Raw genomic sequence first — 18,784 nt, 5'->3', positions numbered from 1 at the left:
GTCCCGCTGTTTCTACGAGCGCACGCCGAAACACCTGGGCCGTCGATCCTTCGAGACGCCGCTTCGCGGCTCCTCAGGATGACGGATTTAATATCTACGACAGCGCCGGCTGCACTTCTGCGACCGGTGCCGACTTGCCCCAGCGCGTCAGGATCACGCTGAGGCAGGACAGCACGCCGAGCACGCCCATCGAGGCGGCGGCGAGTGCGAAGAAGTTCTGCGCGCTCGCCTCATGCGTCGACAGCCACCAGCCGCCGGTGCCGATGAAGATCAGCCGCGCTGTCTGCGCCAGCACCGGACCCAGCACCTTCGCGGCACCCTGCGAGGAGAAATACATCGACATCGCAAGGCCGATGAACGCGTACATCGGCGCGGCGGTCGAGAGATATTGATGGCTGGTCGCCCGCACGTGCGGATCATTGGTGAACAGATTGACCCAGAGGTCGGGGAAGACGGCGATGAAGCTGCCGACCACGCCGACCGCAAGGAACGACACCGTGCCCGCGGTCCAGGCGATGCGCCGGGCGCGCGCGACGCGCTCGGCGCCGACCGCCATGCCGATCATCGGCACCGAGGCGATGCCGACCGCGAAGGCGACGGAGGTCAGCATGAATTCGAGCCGCGCGCCGATGCCGTAGCCGGCGAGCACCGCGGTGCCGAACTGCGCCAGCATGTGGGTGAAGATCGAGATCGTCAGAACCGACTGCAACGGCGAGAAGCAGGACACCGCGCCGACCTTGAGGATGTCGATGAACATCGCCCATTGCACGCGCAGCCCCTTGAGTTTCGGCTTCACGCGGGCACGGCCCGAGAACAGATACCAGCCCATCACGCTGATGCTGATCGAATAGGCGATCAGCGACCCCGCGGCGACGCCGCGCATGCCGAATTGCGGCACCGGACCGAGACCGAGCCCGAGCGTGCCGCCGAGAATGATCTGCCACACCGCCGAGGACAGGATCATGGTCGACGGCAGCTTCATGTTGCCGGTGCCGCGCAGGATGCCGGCCATGGTGTTCATCAGCCAGGGCAGGATCGCGCCGCCGAAGAACACCTGCGAATAGGCGATCGCCTGCGCCAGCACATTGCCCCGGCCGCCGAGCAGTTCGAGCAGGCGCGGGCCGAAGATCAGCATGCCCAGCATGAACGTCAAACCAAAGGTCAGGCCGATCAGCAGCGCATGCATCGCCAGCGTCGAGGCGCGCTCGATCTCGCCGGCACCGAGCGCACGCGCGATCGCGGATGCGACGCCGCCGCCCATCGCGCCGCCGGACATCGTCATGGTCAGGATCACGCAGGGAAACACCAGCGCCATCGCCGCGAGCGACTCGACGCCGAGCCGGCCGATATACGAAGTCTCCGCGATCACGACGCAGGTGCCGGCGGAGAGCGCGATCACGTTCGGCCACGCCAGCCATAGCAGCGTGCGCAGGATCGGCCCGTCGAGCAGCGCATTGCGCGCCGGCTTGGTCACCGGCGGCGGCAGCGGCCGCTCTTGTTCGTCGACAGGAATTTCGGCGAGGCCGAGATCGGACATTTCTACTCCCACGCGCGATCTGGGGAGCCGCGCCATGGTGTTTCCCTACCATGGCGGCGGCGGAATCCACGTGCGCGGGGCGCAAGGGGGGCCTGCGCGATTGCAGGTGAACCCGGATGAACCTTGGGGCTAGCCGATCGACCAGACGAACGGCGCGCCGGCGGCGCTGTTCGGCTTCAGATGCACCGGAATATGCCGCCCGCAGCCGGCGGCCAGCCCTTCGAACAGGCCGGTCAATACGCTGGCGCAGGCCGGATGATAGTCGGCCACGTCGGCCATCAGCTTCCAGCCCTGCTGGCGGATTTCGAACTGGCCCTCGGATTCGGTGATGTCAGCAATATCGTCCTGCGACTCGAAGAGAGTGCGCAGGAATGCGGCAAATTCCGTGGCACGGCCACGGCGGCCGCCGAGCGCCTGCGCGACCTCGTCGTAATACTGCATGCCGATCAGTCTGCCGGTGAGATGCAGCAGATAGCTCGCATCCTCCGGGCCGAACACCTGCACGATGACCGGCGCGGCCGTCTTCACATATTCCATCGCGTAGTTGCGATAGGCCTTTTCCAGCCGCAGCTTCGGCCAGCTGTCGACCGGCAGCGCCGGCGCGGAGTTCGGATCGAACAGCGGCGCCTCGATATGGCGCGCGAACACCAGGCGCTGGTCGAGCTCGAGCGGATGATCGTACTCGCAGTAATAGCCTTCGAGGCCGTCCTGGCCGTCGACACTCTGCTTGGTGCAGACGAAGCCGAGCCGCAAGTCCCCGAGCGCGACACCGTTGTTGGCGTGCCAGCCGCGCAGCATCGCGCGCGAGACCTCACCGGGCACGCCGCAGATCGCCGTGCCCTTCCAGATCCAGCGCGGCGGCGGATAGCGGATCCAGGCCTTGCGGTCGGTCTCGTACATGTATTCGACATGCACGCCGCCGATCCAGTTGGAAAGATAATGATACTGCGCGGCCGCGACCGCCGGCGGCAGGCTGTCGAGGCCGAGCTTCTTCAAGCCGGGCAGGAAGCGCTCCTGCTGCTGGCGACGAAACACGCGGAAGACGAACTCGGCGGCATCAGCCGTGCCGCGCCGCGTGACGACGGTGAGGATCAGCCCGGTGAAGAAGGCGTGATAGAGATCGGCGACGCTGCGCCACTTCCGCCATTGCGTTTCGCGCGCGTCCTGCTCTCCGGTCATGTCTGCTCCCGCTGTTCTTGTTGGCGAGATAAAGCCTCGCGCGCGCAATCGTAGCCCGGATGCAGCGAAGCGCAATCCGGGGCGGCTCAATGCGCGTATGCAGCGCCCCGGATTTCGCTAGCGCTTCATCCGGGCTACGGAATTACACGCGCGCGAAACGGAATTACACGCGAAAATGCTTGGAGAGCTTCAGGCCCTGCGCCTGATAGTTCGAGCCGATGCGCTGGCCGTACAGCGCGTCGGGGCGCTCGAGCATCCGCTCATAGACGAGGCGGCCGACGATCTGGCCATGCTCGAGGATGAACGGCACCTCGCGCGAGCGCACCTCCAGCACGGCGCGCGCCCCCTTTCCGCCGGCGCCGGCATAGCCGAAGCCGGGATCGAAGAAGCCGGCATAATGGACGCGGAATTCGCCGACCAGCGGATCGAACGGCACCATCTCCGCGGCGTAGTCCGGCGGCACCTGCACCGCCTCTTTCGACGCCAGGATGTAGAACTCGCCGGGATCGAGGATGAGACTGCCGTCGGGCCGGGCCTTGATCGGCTCCCAGAAGTCGTCGACAGCATAGCCGCCGCGGCGATCGACATCGACCACGCCGGTATGGCGCTTGGCGCGATAGCCGACGAAGCCGCCCGAGCTCTCGCCGGAGAGATCGACCGAGAGCGCGACGCCATGGGTGAGATCGGCATTGGCGGCGTCGACCAGCCGCTCGGCGGCATGCAGCGCATCGAGCTCGTCGGCGGTCAGCGTCGCCTCGCCGATCCGGAAGCGGACCTGGCTGAGCCGCGAACCCTCGCGCAGCAGCACGGGAAACGTCTTCGGGCTGATCTCGGCATAGAGCGGGCCGTGATAGCCGGCGCCGATCATGTCGAAGCGGCGGGTGCCGTCGGCGATCACGCGGGTGAAGACGTCGAGCCGTCCGGTCGAGCTCTTCGGGTTGGCCGCGGCCACGATCTCCGGCGGCAGCGCCAGGCTCTCCAACAGCGGCACGATGTAGACGCAGTTGGTCTCCAGCACCGCGCCGTCGGACAGATCGATCTCGTGCAGCTTCAGCTCGTCGATCCGCTCGGCGACGGTGGCATCGGGCCCCGGCAGGAAGCTGGCGCGGACGCGGTAGGCGATGTCGCCGAGGCGGAGATCGAGGCTGGCCGGCTGGATCTGGCTCTCGACGAAGTCATAGGCGGGCAGAATGAGGCCGGCCTCCGCCATCTCCGCGATCATGCGGTCGGGCAGGATTCCGTTGGATTCATCTTCCAGCGTGAACGACACGATGCGGTCCCTCGGCGATCCCTCGAGATGGCCCAAAAATCATACTCCAGGCGGCCATCAAGCCCCAAAATATGGGCTTTTACGGGTTATCCGATGACCGTCTTGACGGAAAGGGCGCGAGGGAATATCAGCTGCACTTATCCCGTGGTGATTTGAGCCGGCCGGCTTGCAGCCACGTTAAATAAGTCGCTAAACAGGCCGGGGACAGTGTGATCCCGGCTTGTGGAGGTTGCTCCAGGCCGGTTTTTTTGTGGCCATTCTCCAGGGGAAATGGCCACCTCGGAGGTCACATGTCTGAATCTGAAACCACGGCCCGCTTTCGTCCCGAAACCCGTCTCGTCCATGGCGGTACGCTGCGCTCGCAATTCGGGGAGACGTCGGAAGGGCTGTTTCTCACCCAGGGCTACGTCTACGACACCGCCGAGCAATGCGAGGCGCGCTTCAAGGGCCAGGACCCCGGCTTCATCTATTCGCGCTATTCCAACCCGACCATTGCGATGTTCGAGCGCCGCATGATCGAGCTCGAGGGCGCGGAAGCCGCGCGCTCGACCGCGACCGGCATGGCCGCGGTGACCACCGCGATCCTCGCCCCGCTGAAGGCCGGCGATCATGTGGTGGCCTCGAAGGCCCTGTTCGGCTCCTGCCTCTACGTGGTGCAGGACCTGTTGCCGCGCTACGGCATCGAGACGACGCTGGTCGACGGCCTCGACCTCGACCAGTGGCAGCGCGCGTTGCGGCCGCACACCAAGACCTTCTTCCTGGAGAGCCCGACCAATCCGACGCTCGACGTGCTCGACATCGGCGCGATCGCAGAGATCGCGCATAGCGGCGGCGCCCGGCTGATCGTCGACAACGTGTTTGCGACGCCGATCTGGCAGAGCCCGCTGTCGCTCGGCGCCGACGTCGTGGTCTATTCCGCAACCAAGCATATCGACGGCCAGGGCCGCTGCCTCGGCGGCGTCATCCTGTCGTCGGAGGCCTTCATCGCCGAGCACATCCACAATTTCATGCGCCAGACCGGGCCGTCGCTGTCGCCGTTCAACGCCTGGGTGCTGCTGAAGGGGCTGGAGACGCTCGGCGTGCGCGTCCGCGCCCAGACCGAGAACGCGGCGAAGATCGCCGAGGCGCTGGCCAAGCATCCGAAGATCACGCGGCTGGTCTATCCGGGCCGCCCCGACCATCCGCAGGCCGAGACGGTGAAGAAGCAGATGGGCGCCGGCTCGACACTGGTCGGCTTCGAGGTGAAGGACGGCAAGGCTGGCGCCTTCCGCTGCCTCAACGCGCTGAAGATCTCGCGCATCTCCAACAATCTCGGCGACGCCAAGAGCCTCGTCACGCATCCCGCGACCACGACGCATCAGCGCCTGGCGCCGGAGGCCCGCGCCGAACTTGGTATCAGCGAAGGTTTCATTCGCTTCTCGGCCGGGCTCGAGCATCCCGACGACCTGATCGAGGATTTTGAGCGCGCGCTGGAGCAGGTTTGAAGCAACGCGTCATGGCCGGGCTTGCCCGGCCATGACGGCTTCTCTTGAAGATTAAGTCGCAGCCGTCGTGACGCCGCCGTCGACCACGATGGTCTGGCCGGTCATGAACGTCGAGGCATCGGAGGCGAGATAGGCCACGGCGCCGGCGATCTCGTCGGGCTCGCCGATGCGGCGGAGCGGCGTCGATGCGGTGCGGCGCTTCAGATTGTCCGGGTCCTCCCATAGCGCGCGGGCGAAATCGGTCTTCACCAGGCCCGGCGCCACGCAATTGACGCGCACGCCCTTCGGGCCCCACTCGCCGGCAAGGCTGCGGCACAGCGCGAAGTCGGCGGCCTTGGAGATGCCGTAGGCGCCGATCACCGTAGAACCCCGAAGTCCGCCGATCGAGGAGATGATCACGACCGAACCCTTGCCGCGTTCGGCCATCTGCGGGATCGCCAGCGCGGACAGCCAGATGTTGCTCTTGACGTTGGAGCCCATGATCTTGTCGAAGGCCTCGTCGGTGATGTCGAGCAGCGGGCCGTAATAGGGATTGACCGCGGCGTTGCAGACCAGGATGTCGATCTTGCCGTAATGCTTGATCGTCCCCGAGACCAGCGCCTCGACCTCGCTGCGGCGCGCGATGTTGCAGGGGATGACGAGCGCATCGCCGCCCGCCTTCTTGATGCCGTCGGCGACTTCCTGGCAAGCATCCGCCTTGCGCGAGGAGATCACGACCTTGGCGCCGAGTTTTGCCAAAAGCTCCGCCGATGCGCGGCCGATGCCGCGGCTCGAGCCGGTGATGACCGCGACCTGGCCGGTGAGATCGAACGGGGTGTTTTTCATTGTTGTTGTTTCCCTGTTAGTTGCACGTCATTCCGGGGCGCGACGCAGTCGCGAACCCGGAATCCAGAGGTTACGGCGCGAGATTCCGGGTTCTCGCTTCGCGAGCCCCGGAATGACGCCTGTGTGGTTACGCCAGCAGCCCGCCGCCCTCGCTGACGCGACGGAGGTGATAGTCGGTGTCGCCGAGCGTGTTTTCGATCATGGTCAGCCGCTTGAAGTAGTGACCGATCTTGGCTTCCATGGTCATGCCGATGCCGCCGTGAAGCTGGATCGACTGCTGGCCGACGAACTTCAGGGACTTGCCGACCTGCACCTTGGCGGCGGCAACCGCCGACGCACGCTCCTTGGCATCGTCGAAGTCCGACGCCATGGTGGCGAACATCGACATGCTGCGGGCCTGCTCCAGCGCCACGAACATATCGGCGGCACGGTGCTGCAGGCTCTGGAACGAGCCGATCGCAACGCCGAACTGCTTGCGGGTCTTGATGTACTCGACCGTCTCCTTCAGCGACTCGTCCATCGCGCCGACCGCTTCCGCGCACAGCGCAATGCGGGCTTCGTCGGCGACGCGCTCGATCAGGGGCAGGCCGTTCTCGGGATCGCCGATCGCAGCGTCAGCACCGACCTCGACATTGGTGAAGGTGATGTCGGCGGCGTGCAGGCCGTCCTGGGTCGGATAGCCCTTCCTGGTGACGCCCTTGGCATCCGCCGGAACCAGGAACACGCCGATGCCGGTCTTGTCGCGCTGGCCGCCCTTGGTGCGCGCGGTCACGATCAAGGTCTGGGCGTTCTCGCCGTTGAGCACGACGAACTTCTCGCCGTCGATCACCCAGCCGTCGCCTTTCTTCTTCGCCGTGGTCACGACATCAAACAGGTCGTAGCGCGAGTTCTTCTCGAGCTGGGCAAAGCCGAAGGTCTTGCTGCCGTCGATGATGCCGGGAATGTGCTTGGCCTTCTGCTCGGCCGAGCCGCCATGGCGCAGGAAGCCGCCGGCGACCACGACGGTGGCGAGATAAGGCTCGACCACCAGCGCCTTGCCGAGCGCTTCCATCACGATCATGGTCTCGACCGCGCCGGCGCCGAAGCCGCCATCGGTCTCCGCAAAGGGCAGACCGAGCAGGCCCTGCTCGGCGAGCTTGCCCCAGAGCGCTTTGCTCCAGCCGCCCTTCTCCTTCATGTACTTCTTGCGCGCATCGAAGTCGTAGGCATCCGCCAGCAACCCGTCGACGCTTTCCTTGAGAAGCCGCTGCTCCTCGGACAGATCAAAATCCATGTTCGTTCCCTTAACTAACTGATCGTTGTTCAAGCCGGGGCCTCTTCACCTCGCCCCGCTTGCGGGGAGAGGTCGGATCGCGAAGCGATCCGGGTGAGGGGGTACAGGTCTCTCGGCAGTCGTTGCTCGGAGAGATGCCCCTCACCCCAACCCTCTCCCCGCGAAGAGCGGGGAGAGGGAGAGGATCAAAGCCCCAGCACCGCCTTGCTGATGATGTTGCGCTGGATCTCGTTGGAGCCGCCGTAGATCGAAACCTTGCGGTTGTTGAAGTAGCTCGGCGCGATCTGCGCGGTCCAATCCATGCTCTCGTTCGAGCCGGCATCGCCGTGCTCGTCATAGGGCGCGGCGAACGGACCGATGATCTCCATCAGCAGCTCGGTGGTGGTCTGCTGGATCTCCGAGCCCTTGATCTTGAGCACCGAGGAGGCCGGATTGGGTTTGCCCTTGCCGTGCTTGCCCTCGTCGGCGACGACGCGGAGCTGGGTGAGTTCGAGCGCCTTCAGCTCGATCTCGCAGGCCGTGAGCTTCTCGCGGAACGCCGGATCCTCGATCACCGGACGGCCGCCGGACTCGACCTTGGAGGCCAGCGCGCGGATGCGGCGCAGCCGCTCCTTCGACACGCCGACCCGGGCGATGCCGGTGCGCTCATTGCCGAGCAGGAATTTTGCGTAATCCCAGCCCTTGTTCTCCTCGCCGATCAGGTTCTCGTAGGGCACCTCGACGTCGTCGAAGAACACCTCGTTGACCTCGTGTCCGCCGTCGATGGTCTGGATCGGACGCACGGTGACGCCCTTCGACTTCATGCTGAACACGATGAAGGAGATGCCCATCTGCTTCTTCGCGGCCGGATCGGTGCGGCAGAGGCAGAAGATCATGTCGGCGTGCTGGGCGAGCGTGGTCCAGGTCTTCTGGCCGTTGATGATCCACTTGTCGCCACGGCGCTCGGCCTTGGTCTTCAGCGACGCGAGGTCCGAACCCGAGCCCGGCTCCGAGAAGCCCTGGCACCACCAGTCGTCGACATTGGCGATGCGCGGCAGATATTCCTTCTTCTGCTTCTCGTTGCCGAAGGTGTAGATCACCGGGCCGACCATGCTGACGCCGAAGGCGAGCGGCTGCGGCGCCGGATAGGACTGCAGCTCCTCGTTGAAGATGTAGTGCTGCACGGTGCTCCAGCCGGTGCCGCCATATTCCTTCGGCCAGTGGGTGACGCCCCAGCCCTTCTTGTTGAGGATGCGCCACCAGGTGACCATCTCGTCCTTCGACAGATGGCGGCCTTCCTGCAGCTTGCGCCGGGTCTCCGGCGGCACGTTGTTCTTGAAGAACTCCCGCACCTCCTCGCGAAACGCTATCTCTTCCTTGGTGAAAGCGAGATCCATCAGATCCTCCTTTTGAAATTCAACTGCTTCTTTCCTGGTCGTCCCGGCGAAGGCCGGGACCCATAACCACCGGCTTTCGTGTTTGACAACGCCGGCTGCCGCATGTGCCCAAAGAGAAGCCGCGGCGTATGGGTCCCGGCCTTCGCCGGGACGACAATCCTACTGCAGCACCTCGAACAGGCCGGCCGCGCCCATGCCGCCACCGACGCACATGGTGACGACGGCGTACTTGGCCTTGCGGCGGCGGCCCTCGATCAGCGCGTGGCCGGTGAGCCGCGCACCCGACATGCCGTAGGGATGGCCGACCGAAATCGCGCCGCCATTGACGTTGATCTTCTCCGGATCGATGCCGAGCTTGTCGCGGCAATAGAGCACCTGCACCGCGAAGGCCTCGTTGAGCTCCCAGAGATCGATGTCGTCGACCTTGAGGCCGTGGCGCTTCAGCAGCCGCGGCACCGCGAACACCGGGCCGATGCCCATCTCGTCCGGCTCGCAGCCGGCGGAGACGAAGCCGCGGAAGATCCCGAGCGGCTTCAGCCCGCGCTTGGCGGCTTCCTTGTCGCTCATGATCACGGAGGCGCTGGCGCCGTCCGAGAGCTGGCTGGCATTGCCGGCGGTGATGGTGAAACCGTCGCCGCGCACCGGCTTGAGGCTGGCAAGCCCTTCGGCCGTGGTCTCCGGCCGCGGACCTTCGTCCTGCGACAGCGTCACCTCTTTCATCGTGACGGCACCGGTCGCCTTGTCGGTGACCGCCATCATGGTGGTGATCGGCGCGAGCTCTTCCTTGAACTTGCCGCCCTGCTGCGCGGCCGCGGTGCGGCGCTGGCTTTCGAGCCCATACTCGTCCTGCTTCTCGCGCGAGATGTTGTAGCGCTTGGCGACGATCTCGGCGGTGTCGATCATGGGCATGTAGACCTCGCCCTTGATCTTGAGCAGCGCCGGATCCTGGGCATGGAAGGAATTCATCTTGTCGTTCTGCACCAGCGAGATCGACTCGCCGCCGCCGCCGACCGCGATCTCGACGCCGTCGAAGATCACCGAGCGTGCGGCGAGCGCAATCGCCTGCAGGCCGGAGGCGCATTGGCGGTCGATCGTGGTGCCGGCAACGGTCACCGGCAACCCGGCGCGGAGCAGTGCCTTGCGCGCGATGTTGCCGCCGGTCGCGCCCTGCTGCATCGCCGCGCCCATCACCACGTCCTCGATCTCCTTCGGATCGACCTTGGCGCGCGCCACCGCTTCGCCGATCGCGTGCCCGAGCAAGGTCGCGCCCTCGGTGACGTTGAGCGCGCCGCGATAGGCCTTGCCGATCGGCGTGCGGGCGGTGGAGACGATAACGGCGTCGGTCATGAGCGAGATCCTGATGCAGTCTGTTGTTGCGTGGATTGAGATGTCTCGGTTTGAGCAGTCTTGGGCTGCTGCTGGCGCAATTCGTGACGCGACAGCTTGCCGACCGGGGTGCGCGGCAATTCGTCGACGAACTCGACGGCCGCCGGCAGTTCGTGCTTACCGACCTTGCCGGTGAGGAATGCACGCAGCTCGTCGATCGAGAAGGTCTTCTCGCCGTCGCGCAGCTTGATGAAGGCCTTTGCCGCCTCACCGCGGTAATCGTCGGGAATGCCGATCACGATCACCTCCTGCACGGCAGGATGGGTGTAGATCGCCTGCTCGATCATCTGCGGATAGACGTTGAAGCCGCCGGAGATGATCATGTCCTTCTTGCGGTCGACCAGATAGAAATAGCCGTCGGCGTCCATGTAGCCGATGTCGCCGGTGAGGAAGCGGTCGCCGACGAAAGCCTCCGCGGTCTCCGCCGGCCTGTTCCAGTAGCCCTTGGTGACGTTCGGGCCGCGGATGCGGATCTCGCCGACCTCGCCGACCGGCATCACCCTGGTGGAATCCTCCAGCGACACGACGTCCATCTCGATGCCGGGCAGCATCAGCCCGATCGAGCCTGGTTTCTCCGGTCCCTCCTTGGGATGGCCGGTGCCGGGCGAGCAGGTCTCGGTCATGCCCCAGCCGCTCTTCAGCTTCATGCCGACGCGGCGCTCGAAGATCTTGGCGACCTCCACCGGCAGCGGCGCGCCGCCGGAGCCGGCGACCACCAGCGAAGAGAGATCGCGCTTGTCGAGATCGGGCAGCGAGGCGATCGCGATCCACATCGTCGGCACGCCGGGAAACACCGTTGCGCGCTTGACCTCGATGTCGCGCATCACGGCCTCGACGTCGAAGCGCTGGTGCAGCGAGATCAAATGGCCGCGCCGGATCGCCGACAGCAGCACGACGGTCAGTGCGTAGATGTGAAACAGCGGCAGCACGCAGATCACGCGCTCGATCGCATTGCGTTCGAGCCGCCCGGGCTTGCCCCAGACGTCGTAGATCGACACCGCCGCGGTGAGATTGCCGTGGCTGAGCATTGCGCCCTTGGGCAGGCCCGTGGTGCCGCCGGTGTATTGCAGCAGCGCGACGTCCTCGACGTCGACCGCCGGCCATTGCGACGGCCTGGTCGCGCCGTCGATGAACTCGCGGTGGGTGATGATCGCGGGATTGTCGGGCAGCGCGGTTTGCGGCGTGCCGACCTTGCCCCAATTGTCGTCCTCGCAGACGATCAGACGGTCGAGCAGACCCTTGGCGAGGAATTTCAGCGCGGTCGGTAACAGCGCCGACAAATTGCTGGTGACCAGCACCCGCGCGCCTGAATCGGACAGCTTGTGCGACAGCGCGATCTCGCCGTCGAGCGGCGACAGATGCACGACGCGGGCGCCGGCCTTCAGCGCACCGAAGAAATTGATCGGATGGTCAGGCGAATTGCCGAGGAACAGCGCGACCGACGTTCCCTTGCCGTAGCCGGCCCGCATGAAGGAAGCGGCGGCGGTCTCGACCAGGGCCTCCAGCTCGGCGTAGCTGATCGGCCGGTCGCGGAATTCGAGCACCGGGCGCGCGCCGAACTCGGCGGCGGCGCTCGACAGCAGGTCCGGCAGCGTGCCGCGCGTGATCTCGTCGCTCCACTGCACGCCCTTGGGATAATATTGTTCGCCGGGATAGGTCATGAAAACCAGACTCTGGAAACTGTCATTCCGTGGCACGCGCAGCGTGAACCTAAGATGCGCAATTTGCGCATCGGGGAATCTCGAGATTCCGGGTCTGCGCCTTACGGCGCATCCCGGAATGACACGTGGTTACAGTCGGCCAATCACGCCGCCTTCGACGGCGCGGCGAGCGAGGCGAAGGTCTTGCCCTCGTCGGCGAGCTTCTTGAGCAGCGGCGCCGGCTCGAGCGAGGGATCGTTGGTCTCCTTGGCGTAGAAGGCCAGGCGATCGGCGATGTGCTTGAGGCCGACGGTGTCGGCCCAGAACATCGGACCGCCGCGATAGATCGGCCAGCCATAGCCATAGAGCCAGACCACGTCGATATCCGACGGACGCGCCGCGATGCCCTCGGCGAGGATCTTCGCGCCTTCGTTGATCATCGGGTACATCATGCGCTCGAGGATCTCGTCGTCACTGACGACGCGCTTCTTGCGGCCGAGGCGCGCCAGCGTCTCGTCGATCAGCTTCTCGACCTCCGGATCGGGCAGCGCCGCGCGCGAGCCCTGCTCGTACTTGTAGTAGCCCTTGCCGGTCTTCTGGCCGAAGCGGCCGGCTTCGCACAGCGCGTCGGCGATCTCCGACTTGATGCCGCGGTCCTTGCGCGAGCGCCAGCCGATATCGAGACCGGCGAGATCGCCCATCGCGAACGGGCCCATCGGCATGCCGAACTTGGTCACCACGGCGTCGACCTGCTGCGGCAGGGCGCCTTCGAACAACAGCTTCTCGGACTGCTTGCCGCGCTGCGCCAGCATGCGGTTGCCGACGAAGCCGTCGCAGACGCCGACCACTGCCGGCACCTTGGCGATCTTGCGGGCGATCGAGACGGCCGTGACCAGCGCGTCCGGCGCGGTCTTGTCGGCGCGCACGATCTCGCACAGCTTCATGACGTTGGCCGGCGAGAAGAAGTGCATGCCGAGCACGTCCTGCGGACGCTTGGTCGACTTCGCGATCTCGTCGATGTTGAGATAGGAGGTGTTGGAGGCCAGCACCGCGCCCGGCTTGGCGTACTGGTCGAGCTTGCCGAACACTTCCTTCTTGACCGCCATGGTCTCGAACACCGCCTCGATCACGAGATCGGCGTCGCCGACGTTCTCGATGCCGACGACGCCGTTGATCAGCGCCATCCGCTTGGCGGGCGCGTCCGCCGGGATGCCGCCGCGGGCGGCGGTTGCCTCGTAGTTCTTCTGCATGATGCCCATGCCGCGCTTGAGCTGCTCCTCGCCGGTCTCGATCAGGGTGACCGGGATGCCGGCATTGGCGAACGACATCGCGATGCCGCCGCCCATGGTGCCGGCGCCGAGGATGGCGACGCGCGCCACGTTGCGGCCCTTGGTGCCGTCGGGGACACCGGAGATCTTGGCGGCCTCGCGCTCGGCGAAGAAGGCGTAGCGCTGTGCCTTGGACTGGTCGCCGTTCATCAGCTTGAGGAAGCCCTCGCGCTCCTTCTTCAGGCCCTCGTCGAACGGCAGGTCGATCGCGGCGCCGACGGCGTCGGCAGCGGCGAACGGCGCCTCGAGGCCGCGCGACTTCTTGGTCAGCGCAGCGACCGCATTGGTGAAGATCGAACGATCGGCCTTGGCCGCGGCGAGCTTGCTGTCGTCGTCGCGCAGCTTGCGCAGCGGACGCTTCTCGGCGACCACCTTGCGCGCAAATGCCTCACCGCCCGAAGCCGGTCCCTCGACGATCTCCTCGATCAGGCCGGCCTTCAGCGCCGCGTCCGCGCCGATCGGATCGCCGCCGACGATCATCTTGACCGCGAGCTCGGGACCGACCGCGCGCGGCAGGCGCTGGGTGCCGCCGGCGCCGGGCAGCAGGCCGAGCTTCACCTCGGGCAGACCGAGCTTGGCGTCCTTGGTGGCGACACGGTAGTGGCAGGCCAGCGCGACCTCGAGGCCGCCGCCGAGCGCGGTGCCGTGGATGGCGGCAACGATCGGCTTCGGCGAACTCTCCATCAGGCTCAGCACTTCGGCGAGCCCGGGCGGCTTCGGCGGCTTGCCGAATTCGGTGATGTCGGCGCCGGCGATGAAGGTGCGGCCGGCGCAGGTCAGCACGATGCCCTGGACCTGCGCATCATCGATCGCGCTCTTGATGCACTCGAAGATGCCGCCGCGCACCGCGGCGCTCAGCGCATTCACAGGCGGACTGTTAACCGTGACGACGGCAATATTGTCATGACGTTCGAGCTTGACGACTTCACTCACCGGGACTCTCCCTGGATGCTTGTTCTTGGACTTGTGTTGAGTAGCTGCACGACTTGCGTTGAGCCGCTACGATTAGACCAATTTCGCACTGCGAAATTTAATTCCACATCTTGACATGGAGGGTTATTTTGAAGCACGTGCCTTGTCAACGAGCATGACAAGGGCAGGGCAAGGATAGGGATGAAGCGCGCTAGCAAGAAAGCCGCGACCGATCGCAATTTCGTCGTCGCCCTTTCCCGCGGACTGGACGTCCTGCGCGCATTCCAACCCAATGACGGGCTGCTCGGCAATCAGGAGATTGCGGCCCGCACCAAGTTACCGAAGCCAACCATTTCCCGGCTGACCTACACGCTGACTAAGCTGGGATACCTTACACCTGTACCGAAGTTCGAGAAGTACCAACTCGCGCCGTCGGCGATGGCACTCGGCTACGCCGCGCTCGCCAATCTCGGCGTTCGGCATTTGTCCGAGCCCTATCGAGAAGAAGTGATGCGCGCGACCGGCGGAGCGGTCGCCGTCGGCGGCCGCGACCGCCACAGCATGATTTATTTCGGCCAGAGCCGGAACGGCCTGGCGCTCGGCGTACAACTCGACGTCGGCTCGCGGGTGCCGATCGCAACCACCGCGATGGGGCGTGCTTATATTTGGGCATTGCCGCCCGACGAGCGCGCGGCTTTACTGCGTGAGCTGCGGGATCACTACGGCAGCCGCTGGGCCAAGATGCGCGACGGCATCGAGCGCTCCGGCGAGACGGTCGCGAAGCACGGCTTCACGATGTCCGCAGGCGACTGGCAGAACGACGTCGCCGCAGTCGGCGTTGCATTGAGATTGAACGACGGAACCGGTCCTTACGCCTTCAATTGCGGCGCGCCGGCATTCCGCTTCACGGAAGACAGATTGCTCAACGACATTGGACCTCGTCTTGTCGCGATGGTAAGGAACATCGAGCAGGCGCTCGGTGGAATGGCGCCGCAATCCAAAAAAGAAGAACGCAAAAAGACCAGAGTAGGAGGGAAAGTTGCACGTTTGGCCGAGGGGATCAGATAGCCTCCATCACGTCCAGCGAAACGCATCGCAGGGCCGCTCGCACCGCTCGAAGACGGCGGGCGAGACGAGATGACGCAGGCACAGCTCGCGCAGGGGAATGATCCCCTGCTCGCGGTTCGCGACGTCAGCGTCGTGTTCGGCGGCATCATCGCACTGAACGGCGTGTCGTTCGACATGCGCCATGGACAGATCCTCGGGCTGATCGGGCCGAACGGCGCCGGCAAGACGACGCTGTTCAATTGCCTGTCGCGGCTCTATCAGCCGTCGTCGGGCGACATCCTGATGGAAGGCAAGAGCATCCTGTCGCGCCCGCCGCACCGGATCGCCGAGATCGGCATCGGCCGCACCTTCCAGAACGTCGCGCTGTTCCCCAACCTGTCCGTGATCGACAATGTGCGCGTCGGCGCGCATGCGCGCACCTCGAGCGACATCGTCAGCGACTCGCTGCGCCTCGCCTGGGTCCGCCGCGGCGAGACCGACATGAACAAGAAGGTGCACGACATCCTAGGCTATCTCGATCTCGAGGACGTCGCCCACACCGTGGTCTCGGGACTTCCGTTCGGCACCCAGAAGCGCGTCGAACTGGCGCGCGCCCTGGCCGCGGATCCGAAGATCCTGCTGCTCGACGAGCCGGCCGGCGGCCTCAATCACGAAGAAGTCTATGTGCTCGGCGACCTGATCCGCAAAATCCGCGACGACCGCAAGATCACCGTGCTGCTGGTCGAGCATCACATGGGTCTCGTGATGTCGATCGCCGACCACGTCGTCGCGCTCAATTTCGGCCGCAAGCTTGCCGAAGGCACGCCGGCCCAGGTCCAGGCCGACCCTGATGTCATCAAGGCCTATCTGGGGAGCAAGGACCAATGACCACGATGCTCAACGTCAAGGACCTGCGCGCCTATTACGGCCAGGTCCAGGCCCTGCACGGCCTCTCCTTTTCGCTCAACGAGGGTTCGCTGACCACGCTGCTCGGCGCCAACGGCGCCGGCAAGACCACCACACTGCGGGCGATCTGCAACATGGTGCGCTCCACCGGCGCGATCGAGTTCGAGGGCAAGCCGATCGGCACGCGCTCGACCGAAAACGTGGTCCGCCTCGGCATCGCCCACGTGCCGCAGGGCCGCGGCACCTTCACCAACATGACGGTGGAGGAAAACCTGCAGCTCGGCGCCATCAGCCGCCCGGACAAGAAGGCGATCGGCGCCGACATCGAACGGATGTACGAGCATTTCCCGGTGCTGAAGCAGCGCTACACCCAGCAGGCCGGCACGCTGTCCGGCGGCGAGCAGCAGATGCTCGCGGTGGCGCGCGCGCTGATGCTGCGGCCGCGCCTGATGCTGCTCGACGAGCCGTCGTTCGGCCTCGCGCCGCTGATCGTGCGCGACCTGTTCCGCATCCTCGGAAAGATCAATCGCGAGGAAAAGGTGACCATCCTGGTGGTCGAGCAGAATGCGCAGCTCGCGCTCGAGCTCGCCGACCAGGCCTACGTGATCGAAACCGGACGGATCGTGATGTCGGGCAATGCCAAGGACATCGCGAACAACGAAGACGTCCGCAAATCCTATCTCGGCTACTGAGGGAGCTGGCACAATGGAGCTTTTTGCCAACCAGGTCCTGGCCGGCATCGCCACCGGCGCGATCTATGCCTGCATGGCGCTCGCGGTGGTCATGATCTACCAGGCCATCGACCATCTGAATTTCGCCCAGGGCGAAATGGCGATGTTCTCGACCTTCGTGTCCTGGCAGCTGATGCAATGGGGCGTGCCATATTGGGGCGCCTTCGTGCTCACCGTCGCCTTTTCGTTCGCCGCCGGCATCGTCATCGAGCGGTTGCTGTTCAAGCCGCTGGCGAAGGCGCCGATCCTGACCAACGTCGCCGGCTTCATCGCGCTCTACGCGATCATCAACTCGGTCGCCGGCCTGATCTGGGACTTCACCATCAAGCAGTATCCGACGCCGTTCGGTTCCTCACCGTTCCTCGGCAGCCAGCTGATCTCGACCCACCAGGCCGGCATGATCGGCATCACGCTGTTGATGCTGCTCCTGCTGTTCTTCTTCTTCCGCTTCACCCGGGTCGGTCTTGCGATGCGCGCCGCCGCATCGCTGCCAGAATCGGCCCGGCTGGTCGGCATCAACACCTCGTGGATGATCGCGCTGGGCTGGGGCATGGCCGCCTCGATCGGCTCGATCGCCGGCATGATGATCGCACCTGTGGTGTTCCTCGAGCCGAACATGATGCTCGGCGTGCTGATCTATGGATTTGCCGCAGCCGTGCTCGGCGGCCTGTCGAGCCCGTTCGGCGCCGTCATGGGCGGCTTCCTGGTCGGCGTCTTCGAGAACCTCGTCGGCACCTACATCCCCGGCGTCGGCAATGAACTGAAACTTCCGATCGCGCTTGCGCTGATCATCGTCGTCCTGGTCGTGAAACCGGCAGGCCTGTTCGGCCGCGCCATCGTGAAGCGAGTTTGATCATGAGCGCCGCTGAAGAAGTCGAAGTCGTCACCGAAGGCCAGGCCGTCGAGGCCGTTCCCAAGCGCGCCATGACGCTGGGCTACGGCACCTCGCTCGTCGTGCTCGCCGCGCTGATCCTGATCCCGCTGTTCGTCAAGAACTTCATCATCTTCCAGATGACGATGCTTCTGATCTACGGCCTCGCGGTGCTGGCGCTCAACATCCTGACCGGCGGAAGCGGCCAGTTCTCGCTCGGCCAGAGCGCGTTCTATGCCGTCGGCGCCTATACCTCGGCGATCCTGATGGAGCATGTGGGCATGAACTATGCCCTCACGCTGCCGATCGCCGGCATCGTCTGCTTCGCCTTCGGCTTCCTGTTCGGCCAGCCGGCGCTGCGGCTATCCGGCGTCTATCTGGCGCTCGCGACCTTTGCGCTAGCCACCGCGATGCCTCAGCTTCTGAAGCTGGGCTATTTCGAGCACTGGACCGGCGGCGTGCAGGGTCTCGTGGTCACCAAGCCGGATGCGCCGTTCGGCCTGCCGATGGGGCAGGACATGTGGCTGTATTACTTCACGCTGGTGGTCACGATCGCGATCTATATCGCTTCGGTGAACCTGCTGCGCTCGCGCTCCGGCCGCGCCTTCATGGCGATCCGCGACAACGAGATCGCGGCTTCCGCGATGGGCGTCGACGTCGCGCTGTACAAGACGCTGGCGTTCGGCGTCTCGGCCGGCATCACCGGCGTTGCCGGCGGTCTCGGCGCCATCGCGGTGCAGTTCGTGGCGCCCGACGGCTACACCATCCAGCTCGCGATCTCGCTGTTCCTCGGCATGGTGGTCGGCGGCGTCGGCTGGTTGCCCGGCTCGATCGTCGGCTCCGCCTTCATCATCTTCGTGCCCAACATCGCCGAAGGTATTTCGAAGGGCCTTTCGGGCGCGGTGTTCGGCGTGCTGCTGTTCCTCGTCATCTTCCTCGTGCCGCACGGCGCCAGGCAGGTTGCGATCGTTGCCCAGCAACTGGCCGCAAAGTTCAAGAAAAACTGACAGCCTATAGAA

Annotated in this window: 15 protein-coding genes and 1 riboswitch; of the genes, 6 read left to right on the top strand and 9 right to left on the bottom strand. The window is 65.2% G+C overall.

The genetic code is table 11. The features are described from left to right. Nucleotides 1-94 precede the first annotated feature (94 nt). The 3 genes from ACVMB1_RS37255 to ACVMB1_RS37245 all read right to left on the bottom strand — a co-directional run bounded on the left by ACVMB1_RS37255 (nucleotide 95) and on the right by ACVMB1_RS37245 (nucleotide 3,986). Nucleotides 95-1,537 (bottom strand): MATE family efflux transporter, encoded by a 1,443-nt coding sequence (locus ACVMB1_RS37255; protein WP_057016023.1) that lies wholly within the window; start codon nucleotides 1,535-1,537, stop codon nucleotides 95-97. Between the two features lie 129 nt (nucleotides 1,538-1,666). Then, a complete protein-coding gene (locus tag ACVMB1_RS37250; protein ID WP_076832455.1) occupies nucleotides 1,667-2,716 on the bottom strand; it encodes a hypothetical protein in 1,050 nt (349 codons plus the stop codon). Between the two features lie 163 nt (nucleotides 2,717-2,879). Further along, on the bottom strand, nucleotides 2,880-3,986 hold the full coding sequence (locus ACVMB1_RS37245) for a 2'-deoxycytidine 5'-triphosphate deaminase (protein ID WP_057016021.1): 1,107 nt from the start codon (nucleotides 3,984-3,986) through the stop codon (nucleotides 2,880-2,882). 134 nt (nucleotides 3,987-4,120) lie between these two features. Further along, nucleotides 4,121-4,200, top strand: a riboswitch (SAM riboswitch). A gap of 76 nt (nucleotides 4,201-4,276) precedes the next feature. Here ACVMB1_RS37245 and ACVMB1_RS37240 point away from each other — a divergent pair. Then, nucleotides 4,277-5,470, top strand: coding sequence for an O-succinylhomoserine sulfhydrylase (locus ACVMB1_RS37240; protein WP_076832458.1), 1,194 nt, complete (start codon nucleotides 4,277-4,279; stop codon nucleotides 5,468-5,470). A 51-nt stretch (nucleotides 5,471-5,521) separates the two neighbouring features. Here ACVMB1_RS37240 and ACVMB1_RS37235 read toward each other — a convergent pair whose 3' ends face one another. From ACVMB1_RS37235 to ACVMB1_RS37210, 6 genes are all read right to left on the bottom strand, one after another. Continuing rightward, complete coding sequence (locus tag ACVMB1_RS37235; protein WP_076832461.1) at nucleotides 5,522-6,295, bottom strand: SDR family NAD(P)-dependent oxidoreductase; 774 nt, start codon at nucleotides 6,293-6,295, stop codon at nucleotides 5,522-5,524. 127 nt (nucleotides 6,296-6,422) lie between these two features. After that, nucleotides 6,423-7,568: a pimeloyl-CoA dehydrogenase small subunit gene (gene pimD, locus ACVMB1_RS37230; protein ID WP_076832464.1), complete on the bottom strand. Its 1,146-nt coding sequence runs from the start codon at nucleotides 7,566-7,568 to the stop codon at nucleotides 6,423-6,425. Nucleotides 7,569-7,753: 185 nt separating this feature from the next. After that, a complete protein-coding gene (pimC, locus tag ACVMB1_RS37225; protein ID WP_018269091.1) occupies nucleotides 7,754-8,944 on the bottom strand; it encodes a pimeloyl-CoA dehydrogenase large subunit in 1,191 nt (396 codons plus the stop codon). Between the two features lie 159 nt (nucleotides 8,945-9,103). After that, a complete protein-coding gene (locus ACVMB1_RS37220; protein WP_076832466.1) occupies nucleotides 9,104-10,291 on the bottom strand; it encodes an acetyl-CoA C-acyltransferase in 1,188 nt (395 codons plus the stop codon). Beyond that, complete coding sequence (gene pimA / locus ACVMB1_RS37215) at nucleotides 10,288-11,991, bottom strand: dicarboxylate--CoA ligase PimA (RefSeq protein WP_076832469.1); 1,704 nt, start codon at nucleotides 11,989-11,991, stop codon at nucleotides 10,288-10,290. Before pimA ends, ACVMB1_RS37220 begins: the two co-directional genes overlap by 4 nt. A gap of 143 nt (nucleotides 11,992-12,134) precedes the next feature. After that, nucleotides 12,135-14,231, bottom strand: coding sequence for a 3-hydroxyacyl-CoA dehydrogenase NAD-binding domain-containing protein (locus ACVMB1_RS37210; protein WP_076832472.1), 2,097 nt, complete (start codon nucleotides 14,229-14,231; stop codon nucleotides 12,135-12,137). Nucleotides 14,232-14,411: 180 nt separating this feature from the next. On the opposite strand from ACVMB1_RS37210, the gene ACVMB1_RS37205 reads away from it, so the two are divergent. From ACVMB1_RS37205 to ACVMB1_RS37185, 5 genes are all read left to right on the top strand, one after another. After that, a complete protein-coding gene (locus ACVMB1_RS37205) occupies nucleotides 14,412-15,278 on the top strand; it encodes an IclR family transcriptional regulator (protein ID WP_018269093.1) in 867 nt (288 codons plus the stop codon). A gap of 69 nt (nucleotides 15,279-15,347) precedes the next feature. After that, nucleotides 15,348-16,145, top strand: coding sequence for an ABC transporter ATP-binding protein (locus tag ACVMB1_RS37200; protein ID WP_016847575.1), 798 nt, complete (start codon nucleotides 15,348-15,350; stop codon nucleotides 16,143-16,145). Beyond that, the gene (locus ACVMB1_RS37195; RefSeq protein ID WP_038384532.1) at nucleotides 16,142-16,855 is read left to right on the top strand and encodes an ABC transporter ATP-binding protein; all 714 of its coding nucleotides are present in this window, start codon (nucleotides 16,142-16,144) and stop codon (nucleotides 16,853-16,855) included. The genes ACVMB1_RS37200 and ACVMB1_RS37195 overlap by 4 nt, the downstream gene beginning before the upstream one ends. A gap of 13 nt (nucleotides 16,856-16,868) precedes the next feature. After that, complete coding sequence (locus ACVMB1_RS37190; RefSeq protein ID WP_028339071.1) at nucleotides 16,869-17,747, top strand: branched-chain amino acid ABC transporter permease; 879 nt, start codon at nucleotides 16,869-16,871, stop codon at nucleotides 17,745-17,747. Between the two features lie 2 nt (nucleotides 17,748-17,749). Continuing rightward, the gene (locus tag ACVMB1_RS37185; RefSeq protein WP_076832475.1) at nucleotides 17,750-18,772 is read left to right on the top strand and encodes a branched-chain amino acid ABC transporter permease; all 1,023 of its coding nucleotides are present in this window, start codon (nucleotides 17,750-17,752) and stop codon (nucleotides 18,770-18,772) included. The last annotated feature ends 12 nt before the right edge of the window (nucleotides 18,773-18,784 follow it).

Source organism: Bradyrhizobium sp. USDA 4504, from assembly GCF_054063995.1.
Note: the sequence above shows the minus strand (reverse complement) of the source record. Positions and strands in the feature narration are given on the sequence as shown.

Bases quoted from the DNA above. Each gene is read 5' to 3' on its own strand.
- ACVMB1_RS37220 (WP_076832466.1), bottom strand. From the start codon at position 10,291: ATGACCGACGCCGTTATCGTCTCCACCGCCCGCACGCCGATCGGCAAG.
- pimC (WP_018269091.1), bottom strand. From the start codon at position 8,944: ATGGATCTCGCTTTCACCAAGGAAGAGATAGCGTTTCGCGAGGAGGTG.
- pimD (WP_076832464.1), bottom strand. From the start codon at position 7,568: ATGGATTTTGATCTGTCCGAGGAGCAGCGGCTTCTCAAGGAAAGCGTC.
- ACVMB1_RS37185 (WP_076832475.1), top strand. From the start codon at position 17,750: ATGAGCGCCGCTGAAGAAGTCGAAGTCGTCACCGAAGGCCAGGCCGTC.
- ACVMB1_RS37195 (WP_038384532.1), top strand. From the start codon at position 16,142: ATGACCACGATGCTCAACGTCAAGGACCTGCGCGCCTATTACGGCCAG.
- ACVMB1_RS37240 (WP_076832458.1), top strand. From the start codon at position 4,277: ATGTCTGAATCTGAAACCACGGCCCGCTTTCGTCCCGAAACCCGTCTC.
- ACVMB1_RS37190 (WP_028339071.1), top strand. From the start codon at position 16,869: ATGGAGCTTTTTGCCAACCAGGTCCTGGCCGGCATCGCCACCGGCGCG.
- ACVMB1_RS37235 (WP_076832461.1), bottom strand. From the start codon at position 6,295: ATGAAAAACACCCCGTTCGATCTCACCGGCCAGGTCGCGGTCATCACC.
- ACVMB1_RS37250 (WP_076832455.1), bottom strand. From the start codon at position 2,716: ATGACCGGAGAGCAGGACGCGCGCGAAACGCAATGGCGGAAGTGGCGC.
- ACVMB1_RS37200 (WP_016847575.1), top strand. From the start codon at position 15,348: ATGACGCAGGCACAGCTCGCGCAGGGGAATGATCCCCTGCTCGCGGTT.
- ACVMB1_RS37205 (WP_018269093.1), top strand. From the start codon at position 14,412: ATGAAGCGCGCTAGCAAGAAAGCCGCGACCGATCGCAATTTCGTCGTC.
- ACVMB1_RS37255 (WP_057016023.1), bottom strand. From the start codon at position 1,537: ATGTCCGATCTCGGCCTCGCCGAAATTCCTGTCGACGAACAAGAGCGG.
- pimA (WP_076832469.1), bottom strand. From the start codon at position 11,991: ATGACCTATCCCGGCGAACAATATTATCCCAAGGGCGTGCAGTGGAGC.